18 protein-coding genes are annotated in these 17581 nt (G+C 70.1%); 9 read left to right on the top strand and 9 right to left on the bottom strand.

Annotated features, from left to right (window positions below):
• Window positions 1–83: 83 nt before the first annotated feature.
• The 3 genes from kdsB to lpxK form a co-directional block, all read right to left on the bottom strand.
• Window positions 84–875 carry a 3-deoxy-manno-octulosonate cytidylyltransferase gene (gene kdsB / locus WS75_RS24385; protein WP_059684065.1) on the bottom strand — a complete coding sequence of 264 codons (792 nt, stop codon included), beginning with the start codon at window positions 873–875 and terminating at the stop codon, window positions 84–86.
• Between the two features lie 118 nt (window positions 876–993).
• On the bottom strand, window positions 994–1197 hold the full coding sequence (locus WS75_RS24380) for a Trm112 family protein (protein ID WP_006750935.1): 204 nt from the start codon (window positions 1195–1197) through the stop codon (window positions 994–996).
• Window positions 1178–2206 carry a tetraacyldisaccharide 4'-kinase gene (gene lpxK, locus WS75_RS24375; RefSeq protein ID WP_059684063.1) on the bottom strand — a complete coding sequence of 343 codons (1029 nt, stop codon included), beginning with the start codon at window positions 2204–2206 and terminating at the stop codon, window positions 1178–1180. Before lpxK ends, WS75_RS24380 begins: the two co-directional genes overlap by 20 nt.
• A 450-nt stretch (window positions 2207–2656) precedes the next feature.
• On the opposite strand from lpxK, the gene xseA reads away from it, so the two are divergent.
• Window positions 2657–4039: an exodeoxyribonuclease VII large subunit gene (gene xseA, locus WS75_RS24370; RefSeq protein ID WP_059684060.1), complete on the top strand. Its 1383-nt coding sequence runs from the start codon at window positions 2657–2659 to the stop codon at window positions 4037–4039.
• 240 nt (window positions 4040–4279) lie between these two features.
• Entirely contained in the window at window positions 4280–4858 is a 579-nt protein-coding gene (sodB, locus tag WS75_RS24365) for a superoxide dismutase [Fe] (RefSeq protein ID WP_044848579.1), read from the top strand.
• A 112-nt stretch (window positions 4859–4970) separates the two neighbouring features.
• On the opposite strand, the gene chrA is transcribed toward sodB, so the two are convergent.
• Complete coding sequence (chrA, locus tag WS75_RS24360) at window positions 4971–6182, bottom strand: chromate efflux transporter (RefSeq protein ID WP_059684365.1); 1212 nt, start codon at window positions 6180–6182, stop codon at window positions 4971–4973.
• Between the two features lie 100 nt (window positions 6183–6282).
• Complete coding sequence (locus WS75_RS24355) at window positions 6283–6990, bottom strand: Crp/Fnr family transcriptional regulator (protein WP_059684058.1); 708 nt, start codon at window positions 6988–6990, stop codon at window positions 6283–6285.
• Window positions 6991–7071: 81 nt separating this feature from the next.
• Between WS75_RS24355 and WS75_RS24350 the strand changes: the two genes are divergently transcribed.
• The 3 genes from WS75_RS24350 (at window position 7072) to WS75_RS24340 (ending at window position 9344) form a co-directional block, all read left to right on the top strand.
• On the top strand, window positions 7072–7596 hold the full coding sequence (locus WS75_RS24350) for an Mpo1 family 2-hydroxy fatty acid dioxygenase (protein ID WP_059684056.1): 525 nt from the start codon (window positions 7072–7074) through the stop codon (window positions 7594–7596).
• Window positions 7589–8644, top strand: coding sequence for a 2-dehydropantoate 2-reductase (locus WS75_RS24345; RefSeq protein WP_059684054.1), 1056 nt, complete (start codon window positions 7589–7591; stop codon window positions 8642–8644). The genes WS75_RS24350 and WS75_RS24345 overlap by 8 nt, the downstream gene beginning before the upstream one ends.
• Window positions 8645–8729: 85 nt before the next feature.
• Entirely contained in the window at window positions 8730–9344 is a 615-nt protein-coding gene (locus WS75_RS24340; protein WP_059684051.1) for a class I SAM-dependent methyltransferase, read from the top strand.
• 15 nt (window positions 9345–9359) lie between these two features.
• Here WS75_RS24340 and WS75_RS24335 read toward each other — a convergent pair whose 3' ends face one another.
• Both WS75_RS24335 and mdtD read right to left on the bottom strand, forming a co-directional pair.
• Entirely contained in the window at window positions 9360–10634 is a 1275-nt protein-coding gene (locus WS75_RS24335) for an EAL domain-containing protein (protein WP_059684049.1), read from the bottom strand.
• Between the two features lie 183 nt (window positions 10635–10817).
• Window positions 10818–12257, bottom strand: a complete 1440-nt coding sequence (gene mdtD / locus WS75_RS24330; protein WP_059608008.1) for a multidrug transporter subunit MdtD — start codon at window positions 12255–12257, stop codon at window positions 10818–10820.
• Window positions 12258–12457: 200 nt separating this feature from the next.
• Here mdtD and WS75_RS24325 point away from each other — a divergent pair, with 200 nt between their 5' ends.
• Window positions 12458–12781 carry a DUF2917 domain-containing protein gene (locus WS75_RS24325; protein WP_059684047.1) on the top strand — a complete coding sequence of 108 codons (324 nt, stop codon included), beginning with the start codon at window positions 12458–12460 and terminating at the stop codon, window positions 12779–12781.
• Here WS75_RS24325 and WS75_RS24320 read toward each other — a convergent pair.
• Window positions 12754–13986: a citrate/2-methylcitrate synthase gene (locus WS75_RS24320; protein WP_059684045.1), complete on the bottom strand. Its 1233-nt coding sequence runs from the start codon at window positions 13984–13986 to the stop codon at window positions 12754–12756. The two genes, WS75_RS24325 and WS75_RS24320, sit on opposite strands and share 28 nt — an antisense overlap.
• Window positions 13987–14125: 139 nt before the next feature.
• Here WS75_RS24320 and WS75_RS24315 point away from each other — a divergent pair, with 139 nt between their 5' ends.
• A complete protein-coding gene (locus tag WS75_RS24315; protein ID WP_059684044.1) occupies window positions 14126–15517 on the top strand; it encodes a CoA transferase in 1392 nt (463 codons plus the stop codon).
• Between the two features lie 21 nt (window positions 15518–15538).
• On the opposite strand, the gene WS75_RS24310 is transcribed toward WS75_RS24315, so the two are convergent.
• Window positions 15539–16285 carry a GntR family transcriptional regulator gene (locus WS75_RS24310; RefSeq protein WP_059684042.1) on the bottom strand — a complete coding sequence of 249 codons (747 nt, stop codon included), beginning with the start codon at window positions 16283–16285 and terminating at the stop codon, window positions 15539–15541.
• A gap of 168 nt (window positions 16286–16453) precedes the next feature.
• On the opposite strand from WS75_RS24310, the gene WS75_RS24305 reads away from it, so the two are divergent.
• Both WS75_RS24305 and WS75_RS34250 read left to right on the top strand, forming a co-directional pair.
• Window positions 16454–17299, top strand: a complete 846-nt coding sequence (locus tag WS75_RS24305) for an aldo/keto reductase (protein ID WP_059684039.1) — start codon at window positions 16454–16456, stop codon at window positions 17297–17299.
• 35 nt (window positions 17300–17334) lie between these two features.
• Window positions 17335–17581: hypothetical protein (locus WS75_RS34250; protein ID WP_179948947.1), on the top strand; the 247-nt coding region annotated here is incomplete at its 3' end.

Genomic DNA, 17581 nt, shown 5'->3' with positions numbered 1-17581 from the left:
GCTGCCGGGGCGGGCCGTGGCGGGGTCAAGCGAGGACGCGCGGGTCGCGGACGGCTCGCACAATCGCTTGATTATGCCACGGGTTATTTTGAACCCGGCCGAAAAAGGGCCTGCACGCGTGCGAGATCGGCCGGCGTGTCGATGCCGGCTTCGGGCGCATGTTCGGTGATCAGCACCGCGATGCGCTCGCCGTGCCACATCGCGCGCAGCTGTTCGAGCTGCTCCGCTTGCTCGATCGGCGCCTGCGCGAGCGACGGATAGGTGCGCAGAAAACGCGCGCGATATGCGTACAGGCCGATGTGACGATGGACCGGAAAGGCCGGTGCCGGCATGGCCGCGACGTCGGGCCAGTGCGGCTGGTACGCATCGCGGCTCCACGGAATCGGCGCGCGCGAGAAGTACATCGCGACGTTGCGCGCGTCGAGCGCGACCTTCACGATGTTCGGGTTGAACACGTCGGCGGCGGCGTGGATCGGGTGCGCCGCGGTCGCGATCGCGCAGTCCGGATGCGCGGCGAGGTGCGACGCTACGTCGCGCACGAGCACCGGGTCGATCAGCGGTTCGTCGCCCTGCACGTTGACGACGACGGTGTCGTCGCTCCACCCGAACGTCGCGGCGACTTCCGCGAGCCGGTCGGTGCCGGACGGATGATCGGCGCGTGTCAGCACTGCTTCGAAACCGTGCTCGCGGGCCGCGTCGAGCACGCTCTGCGCGTCGGACGCGACGAGCACCTGCTGCGCGCCCGCTTCGCGCGCGCGCTCGGCGACGCGCACGACCATCGGCTTGCCGCCGAGATCGGCGAGCGGCTTGTTCGGCAGGCGCGTCGACGCGAGCCGGGCAGGAATGACGGCGATGAAGGGCTGCGGATGGGTCATCGGGGCTGGGCGGTGAGGAGGGCGGGGCGGGCGGCGCGTCGAAGGCAGGCCGCCCGGGGCACGGGCCGGCACGCGGCCGCAGCGAACCGCGGCCAGGCGCCGGTGCAGCGGTGCAGCGTCAGCTGCCGGCCGGGCCGGCGGGGTCGACCGGCGTGCCTTCGACGGTCTGGCGCGCTTCGTCGACGAGCATCACGGGGATGCCGTCGCGGATCGGGTAGGCGAGCTTGTCCGCGTTGCAGATCAGCTCCTGCGCGGCGCGGTCATAGTGGAGCGGGCCTTTGCAGATAGGGCACACAAGGATTTCAAGCAGGCGAGCGTCCACGGAGTTTCTCCACAACGAGGGCAATGAGGCGAGGATCGAGCGCGGCTTCGACGGGGACGACCCACAGCCGAGCGTCGCGCCAGGAAGCGCCCAATTTTACTGCATCCTTCTCGGTGATCAGGATCGCATCGACTGCGTCGTCGACGAACGGATTGTCGGGGAACGCGTAGTGGTCGGGCAGCGCGCGCGTCGCCGGCGCGAGGCCGGCCGCGCGCAGCGTCGCGAAGAAGCGTTCCGGCGCGCCGATGCCGGCCGCGGCGAGCACGCGCTCGTTCGCGAACTGCGACAGCGGACGACGCAGCGCCGGCTGGTCGAGGTGCCACGCGGCGCCCGGCGTGAGCGCGAGCGCATAGGTGTCGGGCCACGGCGGCAGCGCGCCGCTGTACGGATCGTTGACGAGCGTCGCGTCCCGGTGGCGCGACAGCGGCTCGCGCAGCGGCCCGGCCGGCAGCAGGAAGCCGTTGCCGCCGAGGCGGTGGTCGAACACGACGAGCTCGACCGTCCGGGCGAGACGGTAGTGCTGGAGGCCATCGTCGCTGACGATCACGTCGACGTTCGGGTGCGCGGCGCGCAGCGCCTGCGCGGCCGCGACGCGGTCGGGGCACACCCACACGGGCGCGCCGGTGCGGCGCGCGATCAGGAGCGGTTCGTCGCCGGCCGCGCTCGCGCGCGATGCGGGCGTGACCGCGACGGGCGCCTTCACGTTCGCGCCGTAGCCGCGCGACACGACGCCCGGCGTGAACCCGGCCGCGCGCAGCGCGTCGACCAGCGCGATCACGGTCGGCGTCTTGCCGGTGCCTCCGACGGTCACGTTGCCGACCACGACGACGGGCACGCCGACGTCGACCGGTTGCTTCCAGCCCTGCGCGTAGGCCGTGCGGCGCAGCGCCGCGCACAGGCCGAACACGCAGGCGAACGGCGTGAGCGCCCAGGCGAGGGCGCCGCGTCGCTGCCATTCGCGCGTGAGGCGCGCTTCGAGCGGCGCGAGCGGGCCGCCGGGCGCGCTCATCGGGCCGGACGCGGCGCGTCGAGCGCCGCGGCGTGGGACGGATTCATCAAGACGGATTCTCCGTTGGGCGGCGCATGCCGCAAGGTCTTCGGAAGGCGGCACTCTAGCGCGCCGCACGCGGGCGCGGCAAGCGCGGCCGGGCAACGCATCCGATGGGGGCGGATCGGAGCGGGTTGTGGATAACTCTGTGAAAAACTCCCCGCCCGTTCGCGTCAAACGCCCGCCGGATGGGCATCGAATCGGCGCCGAATCAAACCGAAAGGTTTAAAAATATATAAAAATCAAAGCGTTACGCGGAATTGTCTGGTTTTTTTCGAGGTTTTCAAGTGTTTTTGGGGGACGATAGCCAAAATGTGGACACCTTCCGCGTGTTGCAGTGCGGGTAGCCGGCGCTGGACGCCGCGCGCGTGTCGGACTATCGTGTCGCCGCCAGCATTCATCCGACCGCCCATGCTTTCCGACTCTCCTTTTTCCGCTCCCGGCGCGACTCGCGGCGGCGACGAAGTGATTCCCGTTTCGGCGCTTAATCGCGCGATTTCGACGATGCTCGAGCGCTCGTTCCCGCTGCTGTGGATCTCGGGCGAAGTGTCGAATTTCACGCGCGCCGCGAGCGGCCACTGGTATTTCTCGATCAAGGACCAGCAGGCGCAGATGCGCTGCGTGATGTTTCGCGGTCGCGCGCAGTACGCGGAATTCACGCCGCGCGAAGGCGACCGGATCGAGGTGCGCGCGGTCGTCACGATGTACGAGCCGCGCGGCGAAGTGCAGCTCAACGTCGAGGCCGTGCGGCGCACGGGCCAAGGGCGTCTTTACGAGGCATTCCTGCGGCTGAAGGCGCAGCTCGAGGCCGAAGGGCTGTTCGCCGCCGAGCGCAAGCGGCCGCTGCCGGCGCACCCGCGCGCGATCGGCATCGTCACGTCGCTGCAGGCCGCCGCGCTGCGCGACGTGCTGACCACGCTCGCGCGCCGCGCGCCGCACATTCCGGTGATCGTCTATCCGGCGCCCGTGCAGGGTGCCGGTTCCGCCGAAAAGCTCGTCGCGGCCGTGCAGACCGCGAACGCGCGGCGCGAGGTCGACGTGCTGCTCGTGTGCCGTGGCGGCGGGTCGATCGAGGATCTGTGGTCGTTCAACGACGAAGCGCTCGCACGGGCGATCGCGGCGAGCGAACTGCCGGTCGTCAGCGGCGTCGGCCACGAAACCGATTTCACGATCGCGGACTTCGCGGCCGACCTGCGCGCGCCGACGCCGACCGGCGCGGCCGAGCTGGCGAGTCCGCAGCGCGCGTTGTTGTTGCGCGAGGTTGCCGACCGGCAGCGCGCGCTTGCGCGCAGCCTGGAGCGCGGGCTCGAGCAGCGTGCGCAGCAGCTCGACTGGCTCGCGCGCCGGCTCGTCAGCCCGGCCGAACGGCTGCAGCGGCAACGTACCCACGTCGAACAGCTGGCGGTGCGGCTCGCGTCGGCGGCGTCGCGGCCGGTGCGCGACGCGCGTGCGCGTTTCGCGCTCGCGCAATTGCGCTGGCAGCGCGCGCGGCCCGACCCGGCGCAGGCGCGTCAGGCCGTCGCCGGATTGTCGCAACGTCTCGCGGTGGCGCTGCAGCGCCGTCACGAGCGCGATACCGCGCGCGTGTCGGCCTGCGCGGCGCGGCTCGAGGTGCTGAGCCCGCAGCGCACGCTCGAGCGCGGCTACGCGGCGCTGATCGACGCGCAGACCGGCCGCGCGGTGCGCGCGCCGAGCGCGCTGAAGCCGCAGCGCCGACTCACGGTGCATCTCGCCGAAGGCTCGGCCGACGTGTCGCTCGCCGACGTGCAGCCGCGGCTGACCGACACGATCTGACGACGACGGCGTAAGCGAAACGAAGGTCGCACGCCCGGCGGTCCGGACGTATCGAACGCCGGGCGCGGGAACGGATGCTGCGCGTCGTCGTCTCGTCCTGCCGGATGAAGCGCCAGCGGCGATTTTCTGCATACCGCGGATAAATGCCCGTGAGTTTGCGGGGATATTCGGACTCGCCTACAATCAGACGCTCGGCAGCATTCAACACAGCCTCCCTACATACTCAACGAAGGAATCGCCATGGCTCATACGCTCCCGCCGCTCCCGTACGCTGAAGACGCACTCGCGCCGACCATCTCGAAAGAGACGATCGAGTACCACTACGGCAAGCACCACCAGGCATATGTGACGAACCTGAACAATCTGATCCCGGGCACGGAATTCGAAAACCTGTCGCTGGAAGAGATCGTGAAGAAGTCGTCGGGCGGCATCTTCAACAACGCCGCGCAAATCTGGAACCACACGTTCTTCTGGAACAGCCTGTCGCCGAACGGCGGCGGCGCACCGTCGGGCGCGCTCGGCGACGCGATCAATGCGAAGTGGGGTTCGTACGACGCATTCAAGGAAGCGTTCACGAAGGCTGCGGTCGGCACGTTCGGTTCGGGCTGGGCATGGCTCGTGAAGAAGGCCGACGGTTCGCTCGACATCGTCTCGACGAGCAACGCCGCCACGCCGCTGACGACGGCCGACAAGCCGCTGCTGACGATCGACGTGTGGGAGCACGCGTACTACATCGACTACCGCAACGCACGTCCGAAGTTCGTTGAAGCGTTCTGGAACATCGTGAACTGGGACTTCGCAGCGAAGAACTTCGCGTAAGTCCGGGCATCCTGCGCGCCCCTGCGGCGCGCGGCATCCCCCAAAAAAGCCCTCGTCACGAGGGCTTTTTCGTTTTTGATCGGGCATCAATCGCCGCGCGGCATTCGCCCGATCAGACGATCACCCCCGACAACCAGCCGAGCGCCGCGCTCGCGATCACGACGGCCCACGGCGGCACGCGCCAGAACACGAGCGCGACGAACGCGACGAGCGCGGCAGCGAAGTCGCGCGGTGACACGATCGTGTCGCTCCACACCGGATGATAGAGCGCGGCAAGCAGCAGCCCGACGACCGCCGCGTTCACGCCCGCCAGCGCGGCCTGCATGCGCGTGCTGCGACGCAGGCGTTCCCAGAACGGGGCGGTGCCCGCGACAAGCAGGAACGACGGCGCGAAGATCGACACCAGCGCGATCATCCCGCCGAGCCAGCCGTTCGGCGCGTCGCGCAGCAACGCACCGAGGAAGGCCGAGAACGTGAAGAGCGGCCCCGGTACGGCCTGCGCGACACCATAGCCGGCCAGGAACGCCGAGTCGCCGACCCAGCCCGGCGCGACGACGGCCGCTTGCAGCAGCGGCAGCACCACGTGGCCGCCGCCGAACACCAGCGCGCCGGTGCGGAAGAATGCATCGACGACGGCGAGTGTGTTCGAGTGGAGCGCGCTTGCCGCGACCGGCAACACGACGATCAGCGCGGCGAACAGTACGAGCCACAGCAGCCCCGCGCGGCGCGACACGTGCAGCGGCAACGGCTCGTGGGCGCCGCGCTCGGGCTGCGGCAACAGCATGAGACCGGCGGCGCCTGCCGCGACGATCACGACCACCTGCAGCCACGCAGCCGGGACGAGCAGCGCGATGCAGGTCGCGATCGCCATCAGCGTGACGCGGCGCGCATCCGGGCACAGCGTGCGCGCCATGCCCCACACCGCCTGCGCGATCACGGCGACCGACACGATGCGCAACCCGTGCAGCGCGCCTGCCGCGACCGGCATGCCCGTCGCGTGGACACCGAGCGCGAACAGTATCATCAGCAGCGCGGACGGCAGCGTGAAGCCGAGCCATGCGGCGAACATCCCCGCATAGCCCGCGCGCGACAGGCCGATCGCCATCCCGACCTGGCTGCTCGCCGGCCCCGGCAGGAACTGGCACAGGCCGACGAGATCCGCATAGGCGCGCTCGGTCAGCCAGCGGCGTCGCGTGACGAATGCGTCACGGAAGTAGCCGAGATGCGCGACGGGCCCGCCGAACGACGTGAGGCCGAGCCGCAGGAATGCGACGAATACGGGCCACGCATGACGGGGCGGAGTAGTGACGGTGGACGTGTTCAAGAGCGGATGCGGGGAGGGCGAACGAGCCGTCACGATAGCGCAATGCCATGACGGCGGGAATGCGGCGTTGCGGCGATTGCGCGGCGGCGTCAGGGCGCAGTCACGGCGTGCCGCCGGGCAGGCCGCTTGCGCGGCGCAGCGCGTCGACGTCGACGAGTTCGATTTCGCCGACATGCAGCCGCACGATGCCGTCGGCCTGCAGCGCCTTCAGCAGCTGGTTGGTGGTCTGCCGCGTGAGCGAGAGCATTGCCGCGAGCTTTTCCTGCGACATCCGGATGCGCGTGCGGCCGGCGCTGATCCCGCCGTAGCCGTCGGCGATCATCAGCAGCCGCGCGGCAAGCCGCTGCGCGGCCGGCATCACGCTCATCGATTCGACGGTCAGGAAGCTCAGCCGGAGCTTTTGCGCCATCAACAGCGCGAACTGCCGCCAGTATTGCGGTGTCGCGTCGAGCATCGCGACGAGCGCGGCCTGCGGGACGTGCAGCAGCAGCGTGTCGTCGAGCGCGATCGCATCGTGCGTGCGCGGTTGGCCGTCGAACAGTGCGATCTCGCCGAACCACGTGACGGGGTCGGCGACCGTCAGCAGCGCTTCCTTGCCCTGCGGATCGACCGCGCCTATGGTGAGGGAACCGGCCAGCACCGCATACAGCCCGCACGGCGGGTCGCCGCGGCGGAACAGCGCCTGGCCGGCCGGCAGGTGCCGCAACGCGGCGCGGGCGAGCAGCTCGTGGCGCAACGCGGGCGGCAGCGCGGCGAACCACGGGTGCGCTTCGATCTGCGGCAGGTACGGGGCGAGCGGCGAGGGCATGGGCACGCGATGTCGGGTAGCTGACAGAGGTTGTCGGGCGTGACGCGCATCATAGCGCTCGATGATCGTTCAGGAGACACCATGAAGACGCTCGAGGATCACCTTTCCCAGTATGCGGCCTACCATCGCGACGTGCGCAACATTGCGACGCATCTGGTCGGCATTCCGATGATCGTGTTCGCGGTCGAGGTGCTGCTGTCACGGCCGGCGATCGGCGTGCTGGCGGGCGTCGCGCTGTCGCCGGCGCTGCTGCTCGCCGTGGCGTTCGCGGTGTTCTACCTGCGTCTCGACCTGGGCTTCGGGGTGGCGATGACCGCGCTGTTCGCGCTCGGCCTGTGGGCTGCGCAGACGCTCGCGTTGCTGCCGACCGCGCAATGGCTCGGGATCGGCGTCGGCGCGTTCGTGGTCGGCTGGATCGTGCAGTTCGTCGGGCACTGGTTCGAAGGGCGCAAGCCCGCGTTCGTCGACGACCTGGTCGGCCTGACGGTCGGGCCGCTGTTCGTCGTCGCCGAAGTCGCGTTCTTCGTGGGCCTGCGCGGCGACGTGCGCCGCGAAGTCGAGCGGCGTGCGGGCCCGGTCCACGGCGGCGTGCACTCGCATGTCTGACACGCCGGCCGCGCCGGTCTGCGTGTTCGGCGCGGGCGCGGTCGGCTGCTATCTCGGCGGCCGGCTCGCGGCGGCGGGGACGCCCGTCACGCTCGTCGGCCGCGCACGGATCGGCGACGCGATTCGCGCAAACGGGCTGACCCTGACAGACCGGCGCGGCCATCGCGCGACGCTCGCGCCGTCCGAGGTCGCATTCTCGACCGATCCAGCCGCCGCAGCTGTCGCGCGGCTCGTGCTCGTCGCGGTGAAGTCGGCCGCGACGCAGGGCGCCGCAGCCCAACTGGCCGACGTGCTGCGGCCCGGCACGGTCGTCGTCAGTTTCCAGAACGGTCTCTACAACGCCGACGTGTTGCGCGATGCGCTGCCGCAAGCGACCGTGCTGGCCGGCATGGTGCCGTTCAACGTGATCGAACGCGGGCCCGGCGCGTTTCACCAGGGCTCGGCTGGCGTGCTCGCGGCCGACGCGTCACCCGCGCTGCAGCCATTCGCCGGCGCGTTCGCCCGTGCCGGGCTACCGCTCGCGCTGCACCGCGACATGCGGGCCGTGCAGTGGGCGAAGCTGCTGCTGAACCTGAACAACGCGGTCAATGCGCTCGCGAACCTGCCGTTGCGCGACGAACTCTCGCAACGCGCGTATCGACGCTGCGTCGCGCTGGCGCAACGCGAAGCACTGCACGTGCTGGCGCGTGCCGCGATCCGGCCCGCGCGGCTCACGCCGTTGCCGGCTGCCTGGATTCCCGCCGTGCTCGACTTGCCCGATCCCGTGTTTCGCGCGCTGGGCGGCCGGATGCTCGCGATCGATCCGCTTGCGCGCTCGTCGATGTCCGACGATCTCGCCAGGCGCCGGGCGACCGAAGTCGAGTGGATCAACGGCGAGATCGTCCGGCTGGGCGCGCGCGTCGGTGCGCAGGCGCCGGTCAACGCGCGGCTGTGCGCGCTCGTTCACGACGCCGAAACCGCGGCATCGCGGCCCGCCTGGCGCGGCGATGCGCTGTGGGCCGAGCTGACCGCGCACGCGCATCGCGCGGGCGACATGCGCGCGGCATAGGACCGCGCGCCCCACCACGCGCGATGCGCAACGGCTAAGATGCGGAGTGCGTCGCACGACAGGACGCGTATGCGGAGCAATCGCCATGGTGGATCGCCCGACTCTCGATGCCTACGAAGCCCATGCCGCGCAATACGCGCAGGACTGGCTCGACCAGGCCGCCCCCGACGACATGTATGCGCTGCTCGAGCAGTATTTCTCGCCGGGGCCGACCGCCGACGTCGGCTGCGGCGCGGGGCGCGACACTGCGTGGCTCGCGTCGCAAGGATTCGACGTGCGCGGCTACGATGCGAGCGCGGCGCTGCTCGCCGAGGCACGCTTGCGTCATCCGTCGCTGACGTTCGAACTGGCTGCGCTGCCGGCGCTCGCGGGCGTGCCGTCCGGCGCGTTTCGCAACGTGTTGTGCGAGACGGTCGTCATGCATCTCGAGCAGGCGGATGCCGCTGCGGCGGCCGCGCGGCTCGCTGCACTGCTGATGCCCGGCGGCACGTTGTACCTGAGCTGGCGGGTGGCCGGCAACGGCGCGTTGCGCGACGAGCGCGGCCGCTTGTACACACCGCTCGATTCGGTGCGCATGCGTGCGGCGCTCGGCCCCGGCATGCACGTGATCGACGAGCACGAGGTGGTCAGCGCGTCATCCGGCAAGCGCGTGCATCGGCTGATCGCGCGCCGGGCCGACGACGTCGATGGCGCCGCATGAGCGCGGCGCGCGAACTCATTCGCGGTTGAGCGCCGCTTCCCAGTTGATGTCGACGCACAGCACCTGCATGCCGGTCGCGGCCGGCGCGGCGATCGATGCGGTCACGCACAGGTGCGCTTCGTTGATCGACAGGTACGGCGGCGTCAGATGCACGCGGCCCGGCGCGCGCATCGCATGGATGAAGTAGGGGCGGCGCTCCCAGCTTGCGCCTTCCGAATGCAGCAACGGCCGGAAGCGCTTGGCCCGCTGCGACACGCTGCCGCGCGCGAGCACGTTGTCGCCGATCTGGCGGCCCGATGCATCGAGCAGGAAGCAGCGCGCGGTTTCCGGCAACCCCAGCACGGCGCCGGCGGCGTCGATCAGCGGTTCGCCCGCGACGAGCTTCTGGCTCGCCTCCTCCAGCGCGGCGACATACGGTGCGAGGCGTTCGGCCTGTGTGCGCTCGCGTTTCGCGACGCGCAGCCGCAACGCGGCCGACAGCGTATCCATGCAGCCCGCGGCGGCCTGCGGTTGCACGGGGTCGACGCTCGGTCCCGCGAAATATTGCCCTTGCACGAAATCGACATCGCATTCGAGCGCGATCAGCGCGTCGCGCTCGGTCGAGAGCCCGCCCATCAGCACGAGCTGGCCGGATTCGTGCAGCAGCGACACGAGCCCCGGCAGCACGCGCTCGAGATGCGAGTGTTCGCTCGCCTGCGCGAGGATCCCGCGGTCGAGCGTGACAATGTCGGGATGCAGGTGCCACACGCGGTCGATGTTCGAATGTTTCGCACCGAAGCCGCCGAGCGCGATCAGGAAGCCGGCCTTGCGCAGGCCATCGACGATCGCCGCATAGCGCGGCGTCTCGCCGCCTGCCTGCTCGGGCACTTCGAGCACCACGCGATGCGGCGGCAGGCCGAGCGCCTTCAGGTTCGCCAGCAGCGCGTCGCCGTAGACGGTGTCCATCAGCGCGGCCGGATGCAGGCTCAGGAAGAGCCATTCGTCGTGACTGTCGAACGCGTGGAAGTTGCCGAGATGCAGCGATTCGGCGAGCCGGCCGAGCTCGAGCAGGTCGCCGCGCCGCGCCGCCTGCGTGAACACCTCGTGCGACGCGACCTGGCGGCTGTCCTCGTCGTGCGCGCGCAGCGACGCGTGATAACCGATCGCGCGGCGGTGCGACACCGAGAAAACGGGCTGGAACACGCTGAACACGGTGTACGCACCGTACAGCACGGTGCGCCGCTTCCCGTCGTCGCCGGCGACGGGGCGGGGCGGCTGAAAGCCGGGGGGATCGATGTCGATCATGCTCATGATGTCGGCCGAAGGAAGGCTGCCAGTTTACCTACAGAATAGGCCAGCAAGAAGCATGCTCGACATCGGGCCCCGTGCCACGCGCCGTCGAGGTCGCCGGGTGCCGCGCGGCGCAGCCATGCTGCACCGACATGGTGCGCGGCGCGCCGTCGTGGGGTTTCCCGGCACGGCGCGCGCGGTGCGTCACGCGCGCTCGGACGGATCGGTCTTGTGCTGCGCGCGGCCGCGGATCTCGGGCGCGAGCTGCGCGAAGATCCACGCGGACGCGGCCGTGATGATCCCGACGCAGACGAAGGTCGCATGGAATGCGGGCAGCGTGTTGCTCGGCGTCACCGTGCGCAGCATCCCGGTGAAGGTGGCCAGCAGCGCGCCCGCGACCGTGACGCCGAGGCTCATCGACAGCATCTGCACGAGCGAGAACAGGCTGTTGCCGCTGCTCGCGCCGCCGGTGCCGAGGTCCTTCAGCGTCAGCGTGTTCATCGCGGTGAACTGCATCGAGTTGAAGCCGCCGAACAGCGCGAGATGGATGACCTTCACCCAGACGGGCACCGAGTCGCGCATCAGCGCGAAGCTCGCCATCATCACGCCGACCATGATCGTGTTCGCGAGCAGGACCTTGCGGTAGCCGTGCTGCGTGATCAGACGCGTGATGATCCGCTTCGAGAACATCCCGGCCGCCGCGACCGGCAACATCATCAGCCCGGCCTCGAATGCCGAATAACCGAGGCTCACCTGCAGCAGCAGCGGAATCAGGTACGGCATCGCGCCGCTGCCGATCCGCGCGAACAGGTTGCCGAGCAGGCCCACGCTGAACGTGTGGATCTTGAACAGTTCGAGCGAGAAGATCGGCTGCGGCGCGCGCACCGCGTACAGCCCGTACGCGACGAAGCACGCCAGGCTCAGGATCAGCAGCACGAGCACGGCCGCGTGCTGCATGCCGAGATCGGCGAGCCCGTCGAGCGACAGCGAGATCGCGACCATCCCGATCGTCAGCAGCAGATAGCCCTTCAGGTCGAAGCGGCCGACGGCCGGGTTGCGCGAGTCGGGCATCGAGTAGAAGGTCGCGACGCAGCCGGCGATGCCGACGGGCACGTTGATCAGGAAGATCCAGTGCCACGACGCGATCTTCACGAGCCAGCCGCCAAGCGTCGGCCCGATCAGCGGACCGATCAGCCCGGGGACCGCGACGAACGACAGCGCGGCCAGGTAGCGCTCGGCCGGGAACGTGCGCAGCACGGCGAGCCGCCCGACCGGCAACAACATCGCGCCGCCCACCCCCTGCACGACGCGGAACACGACGAGCTGCGACAGCGTATGCGCGTTCGCGCACAGCAACGAACCGAGCGAGAACACCAGGATCGCGCTGAAGAACACGCGCCGCGTGCCGAACGTGTCGGCGAGCCAGCCCGAGACGGGGATCATCACCGCCATCGTCAGCGAGTACGCGATCACGACCGACTGCATCCGCAACGGCGATTCGCCGAGGCTCGCAGCCATCGACGGCAGCGCCGTGTTGACGATGGTCGCATCGAGCGTCTGCATGAAGAAGCCCGTCGCAACGAGCCAGAGCATCACGGTGAGATTCTTTTCGCCGGGAGCGGCGGCGGGCGGGCGTTGGAACATGGGGGCGGACCGGTGGCGCGGGACAGCCGCCATTGTAGGCAAAGCCGCCATGCCGCGCAGGATCGGCACGGGTGCGCCGGACGCCCGTCCGTCAGCCGACCGGTACAGTTCAGCCGAAAGTGTCTGCGGGCGTATCTGTCCGGGTGTCGACGCTGTCCGAAATACTGGAGTCCTCGAACCGACGCGACCCGGAGGCGGCCATGCGAGAACTGCGACTCTACGAGATGGACGGCAACGAGCCGCCCGGGCGGTGGCGCATCGTCGATCGCACCGCGCTGCAGGTCGCGGACGGCGACCTGTGGGTGACGATCGAGGGCCGGCCCGACGATCACTGGCTGCGCGCCGGCGAGACGCTGGCGCTGCTGCCCGGCATGCGCGTCTGGATCAGCACGGCGGCGGGTGGTGCGGTGTTCGCGTTCGGCCCGCAGGCGGCGCCGGACCTGCAGGCCGCGCCGATCGCGTGGCGACGGTTCGTCGCTTGGCGCGGCGGCCGTGGTCAGGCCGCCGCGTCGCTGCCGACGTAGCGCGCGCGGGGCCGGATCAGCTTGCCGTCCGCATATTGTTCGAGCGCGTGTGCGATCCAGCCCGCGGCGCGGCCGGCCGCGAACAGCGTGAACGCGGCGCCCTCGGGTAGCGCAAGCGAGCGTTCCAGCACCGCGAGCGCGAAATCGATCGCCGGTCGCAGGCCGGTCGCCGCCTCGACGCGTGCGGCGAGCGCACGGGCCATGCGTAACGGCGTCCGGTCGGGCAGCATTGCGTGCAGCGCCTCGAGCAACGCGCGGGCGCGCGGATCGCCGTCGGGATAGAGCGGGTGCGCGAACCCGGACAGCGCGGTGCGCGCACCGTCCGCCCGTTCGTCGTGCGCGACGCGCAGCGCGAGGTAGCGGTCGAGGTCGGCGGCACGCGCCGCTTCGTCGAGCAGCGCGCCCGCGCGGAACGTCTCGCCGCCGTGGCGCGGGCCCGACAGCGCTGCGAGCCCGCCCGCGATCGCACCGAACAGGTGGGTGCCGGTCGACGCGATGCAGCGCACCGCAAAGGTCGACGGGTTCAGTTCATGATCGGCGCACAGCACGAGCGCGCGGCGCAGCAGGTCGGCTTCGTCGCGTCGCCGGAGCCGCCATGCTGCGGCGAGCTGCCGATGCACGGGCGCGTCGCCCGGCGCGATGCCGGCCAGCGCGGCCGTCGTCACGCGCAGCAGCAGCGTGGCCGAGTCGAGCTGCGCGTCGCGCCCTTGCGCCCACAGGCGCGGCAGCGAGGCGGCCGCGGCGGGGAGCAGTACCAGCGTGCGCTCGAGCGGCGCGAGATGGGCCCAGCGGCGAGCCCAGTCGTCCCACTGTGCGGCGTCGAAACCGGTCGACGCAAGCGATGCCGCGCCGAGCCGCGCGGGCGGACAATCCCACAGTCGTGCGGCCGTTTCCTCGAGCGTCGCGTCGTTCGCGAGCGCGATCGCATCGGCGCCGCGATAGTGCAGGCGGCCGCCGGCGATCTGCGTGATCCGTGATTCGAGCACGGGCACGCCCCAGTCGAGCGAGCGTTCGGCGACGCCGCCCGCGCGTTTCGCATCGGCGCGGCGGCGCGCGAGCAGGCGCACCTCGTCCGCGTCGTAGCGGCGGCGCTTGCTCGCGCCGTCCGGCAGCGAGCGCAGCAGGCCGCGGCTCACATACGCGTAAAGGGTGCTCACGCTGACACCGAGGATGCCGGCGGCTTCCGGCGCGCTGAGGGACGTCATGCCGATCGCTCCTGTCGGGGCGCATGAAGCGCGGCCCGGCTACAACTATTCGTTATGTATTGATTCGCGCAATCAAGATTGATCGCACCCGTCGCGAATTCTAGACTCGAATTCGTCTCCTCAACGGCACGCTTTCACCATGACACCCGAACTCGCATTGTCCCGCTTGTGGCAACTTGCACGCGGCGAACCCGGCGCGCTGGCCCGCGCGGCCGTGACGGGGCAGGACCCCACGCTGCCGTCGACGTTCCACGTCGGCACGCTCGCCGCGGCGACGATCGCGGCAGCCGGGCTCGCGGCGGCGGAATGCCACCGGCTGCGCACGGGCATCGCGCAGCGCCTCGACGTGTCGATGCGCGACGCGCTCGTCGCATTCCGCAGCGAACGCTACCTGCGCGTGGACGACGGCCTGCCGCCCGAGCCGCGCCACCCGGTAACGGGTTTCTACGATACGCGCGACGGGCGCTGGATCCAGCTGCATGCGAACTTTCCGCATCACCTGCACGGGATTCTCGACGTGCTCGGCTGCGGCCCGCAGCGTGACGACGTTGCGGCGGCGATCCGCACGTGGGACGGCGCGGCGCTGGATACCGCGCTGGCCGAGGCCGGCCTGTGCGCGGCATTGATCAGAACCCCTGACGAATGGGCGTCGCACGACCAGGCACGCGCGCTCGCGTCGCTGCCGCTGTTCGAGATCGAGCGGATCGGCGACGCGCCCGTCGAGGCGATCGGCCGCGGCGAGCCCGACCAGCCGCTCGCGGGCGTGCGCGTGCTCGATCTCACGCGCATCATCGCGGGGCCGGTCGCGGGCCGCACGCTGGCATCGCACGGTGCACAGACGCTGCTCGTCAACGGTCCGCACCTGCCGAACATCGCATCGCTCGTGATCGACAACGGGCGCGGCAAGCACTCGACGTGGATCGACCTGCGCGAGGCGGCCGGCGTCGCCACGCTGCGCGAGCTTGCACGCGACGCCGATGTATTCCTGCAGGCTTATCGCCCCGGCGCGCTCGCGGCGCGCGGGTTCTCGCCGCAGGCGCTGGCGGAATTGCGGCCGGGCATCGTGTGCGTGTCGGTGTCCGCGTACGGGCATGCGGGGCCATGGTCGATGCGGCGCGGCTTTGACAGCCTCGTGCAGTCGGCGAGCGGTATCGCCTGGTGCGAGCAGCATGCCGCGCACGCGGACGGCCCGCGCCATCTGCCGTGCCAGGCGCTCGATCATGCGACGGGTTATCTCGCGGCGTTCGGCGCGATGATCGCGCTCGCGCGCCGTGCAACGGAAGGGGGAAGCTGGCACGTGCGGCTGTCGCTCGCGCAGACGGGACGCTGGCTGCAATCGTTCGGCACGGTGCCGGACGGCCTGCAGGTGCCGGATTTCACGTTCGACGACGTGCGCGACCGGATCGACCGGACCGCTTCGCCGTTCGGCATGATCGATGCCGTGCGTCCGGCCGAACGTCTGTCGGCGACCCCGCCGCGATTCACGCGGCCGCCCGTGCCGCTCGGCACGGACGAAGCGCGCTGGCAATGAGCGCTGGCGGCACCGTGCGCATTACTTGCGCAGCTCGACGACGAAGTCGTAGTAGTCGTTGCGGCAGTAGGTATCGGTGAGCTCGATCGCGCGCTGGTCGGCCGTATAGCCGATTCGCGTGATCAGCAGCAGCGCGTCGTGCGGCGCGATGCCCATCTGCTGCGCGATCTCGTCGGTCGCGTTGACCGCGCGGAAATGCTGCAGCGCGCGCACGATGGGCGTGCCGCGTGCTTCGAGATAGCTGTACAGCGAACCGCCGATCGCCTGCGGATCGGGAATCAGCGTGGCGGGGAACGTCGAGTTTTCGACGGCCATCACGATGCCGTCGGCGAGGCGCAGGCGTTTCAGCCGTGTAACCGATGCGGCCGGCGACAGGCCGAGCTGGATGACTTCGTCGCGGTTCGCCGGCTGAATCTCGCGTTCGAGCCACTGCGAGCTCGGCTTGAAGCCACGGCGCTCGAGCATCTCGCTGAAGCTCGACAGCCGTGAAAGCGGATCCTCGTAGCGCGGCTGGATGAAGTTGCCGGCGCCTTGCGTGCGGCGGATCAAGCCCTGCTCGACGAGCAGCGCGATGGCCTTGCGCGCGGTGATGCGCGACACGCCGAGCGCTTCGGACAGCACGCGTTCGGACGGCAGCGCCTCGCCGGCCGCCCATCGATTGTCGTGGATCGCGTCGCCGAGCTTGCGGGCGAGCTGCAGGTAGAGCGGCGTATCGTTCGCGGGGTCGGGGCGCAGGTCCTGCCAGCGGTCGTCCGTGGGTGCCTTCATGGAATGGGTATCGATCAGATTGCCGGCCATTCTAAGTCATCATGCGGTGCCGTTATATCCGGTTTTTGCCGTGCAGCAGGTGGACGCCGCGCCGATTGACTACACTGATGCGTCGTATTCGATGCTACGGCCGCCGGTGCGCGGCCACCAATCCGCAGCGAGGAACGCATGACAGACACGATCGCCACGGTCGTCCTGCCGGACGGCGAGACGATTCCGAAGCTCGGCCTGGGCACTTGGGAAATGGGTGAGCGGCCCGCGCGTCGCGCGGACGAGATCGCCGCATTGCGCGAGGGTATCGCGCTCGGGATGTCGCTGGTCGACACCGCCGAGATGTACGGAGACGGCGCGACCGAGACGCTCGTCGGCGAGGCGCTGACCGGACTGCGCGACGGCGTGTTCCTTGTCAGCAAGGTGTATCCGCATCATGCGAGCCGGCGTGGCGTCGTCGCCGCGTGCGACGCGAGCCTCAAGCGTTTGCGTACCGACCGTCTCGACCTGTACCTGCTGCACTGGCGTGGTTCGGTGCCGCTCGAGGAGACGGTCGAGGGATTCGAGGCGCTGCGGCGCGCGGGCAAGATCCGCCATTGGGGTGTCAGCAACTTCGACACGGCCGATATGGCGGAACTCGTCGACGAGGCGGGCGGCGGCGCGTGCGCGACCAACCAGATCCTCTACAACATCGCGCGGCGCGGCCCGGAATTCGACCTGTTGCCATGGCTCGCCAGGCACCGGATGCCGGCGATGGCCTACAGCCCGGTCGATCACGGGCGGTTGCCGAAGCGTTCGCCGCTCGACGAGATCGCGCGGCAACGCGGTGTGTCGGTGATGCGCGTCGCGCTTGCCTGGGTGCTCTCGCGGCCGGGTGTATTCGCGATCCCGAAGGCGTCGCGGATCGAACACGTCCGCGACAATCGCGCGGCGCTCGATCTCGAGTTGAGCGATGACGAGCGCGCGCAACTCGACGGCTACTTCCGTCCGCCGCGCAGCAAGCGCGCGCTCGAAATGCTCTGACCGTTCCGCGTCAGGCGATGCATCGGTCAGTGGCCATGGCCACCGGCCGATCCGCCGTTGCTGCCATTGCCGTTTCCGTTGCCGACACCGTTGGCACCGCCGTTGCCGGCGCCACCACTCCCTTTGCCATTACCGTCGCCGCCGCCATTGCCGTGGCCGCCGCTGCCGTTGCCGTGACCGCCATCGCCGCCACCGTTACCGTGACCGTGACCGCCGTTGCCGCCGCCATCGCCGCCGCCGTTACCGTGACCGCCATTGCCGTGACCGCCATCGCCGCCGCCG

The sequence above is a fragment of the Burkholderia sp. FL-7-2-10-S1-D7 genome (assembly GCF_001524185.1).
Taxonomy (GTDB): domain Bacteria; phylum Pseudomonadota; class Gammaproteobacteria; order Burkholderiales; family Burkholderiaceae; genus Burkholderia; species Burkholderia diffusa.
Note: the sequence above shows the minus strand (reverse complement) of the source record. Positions and strands in the feature narration are given on the sequence as shown.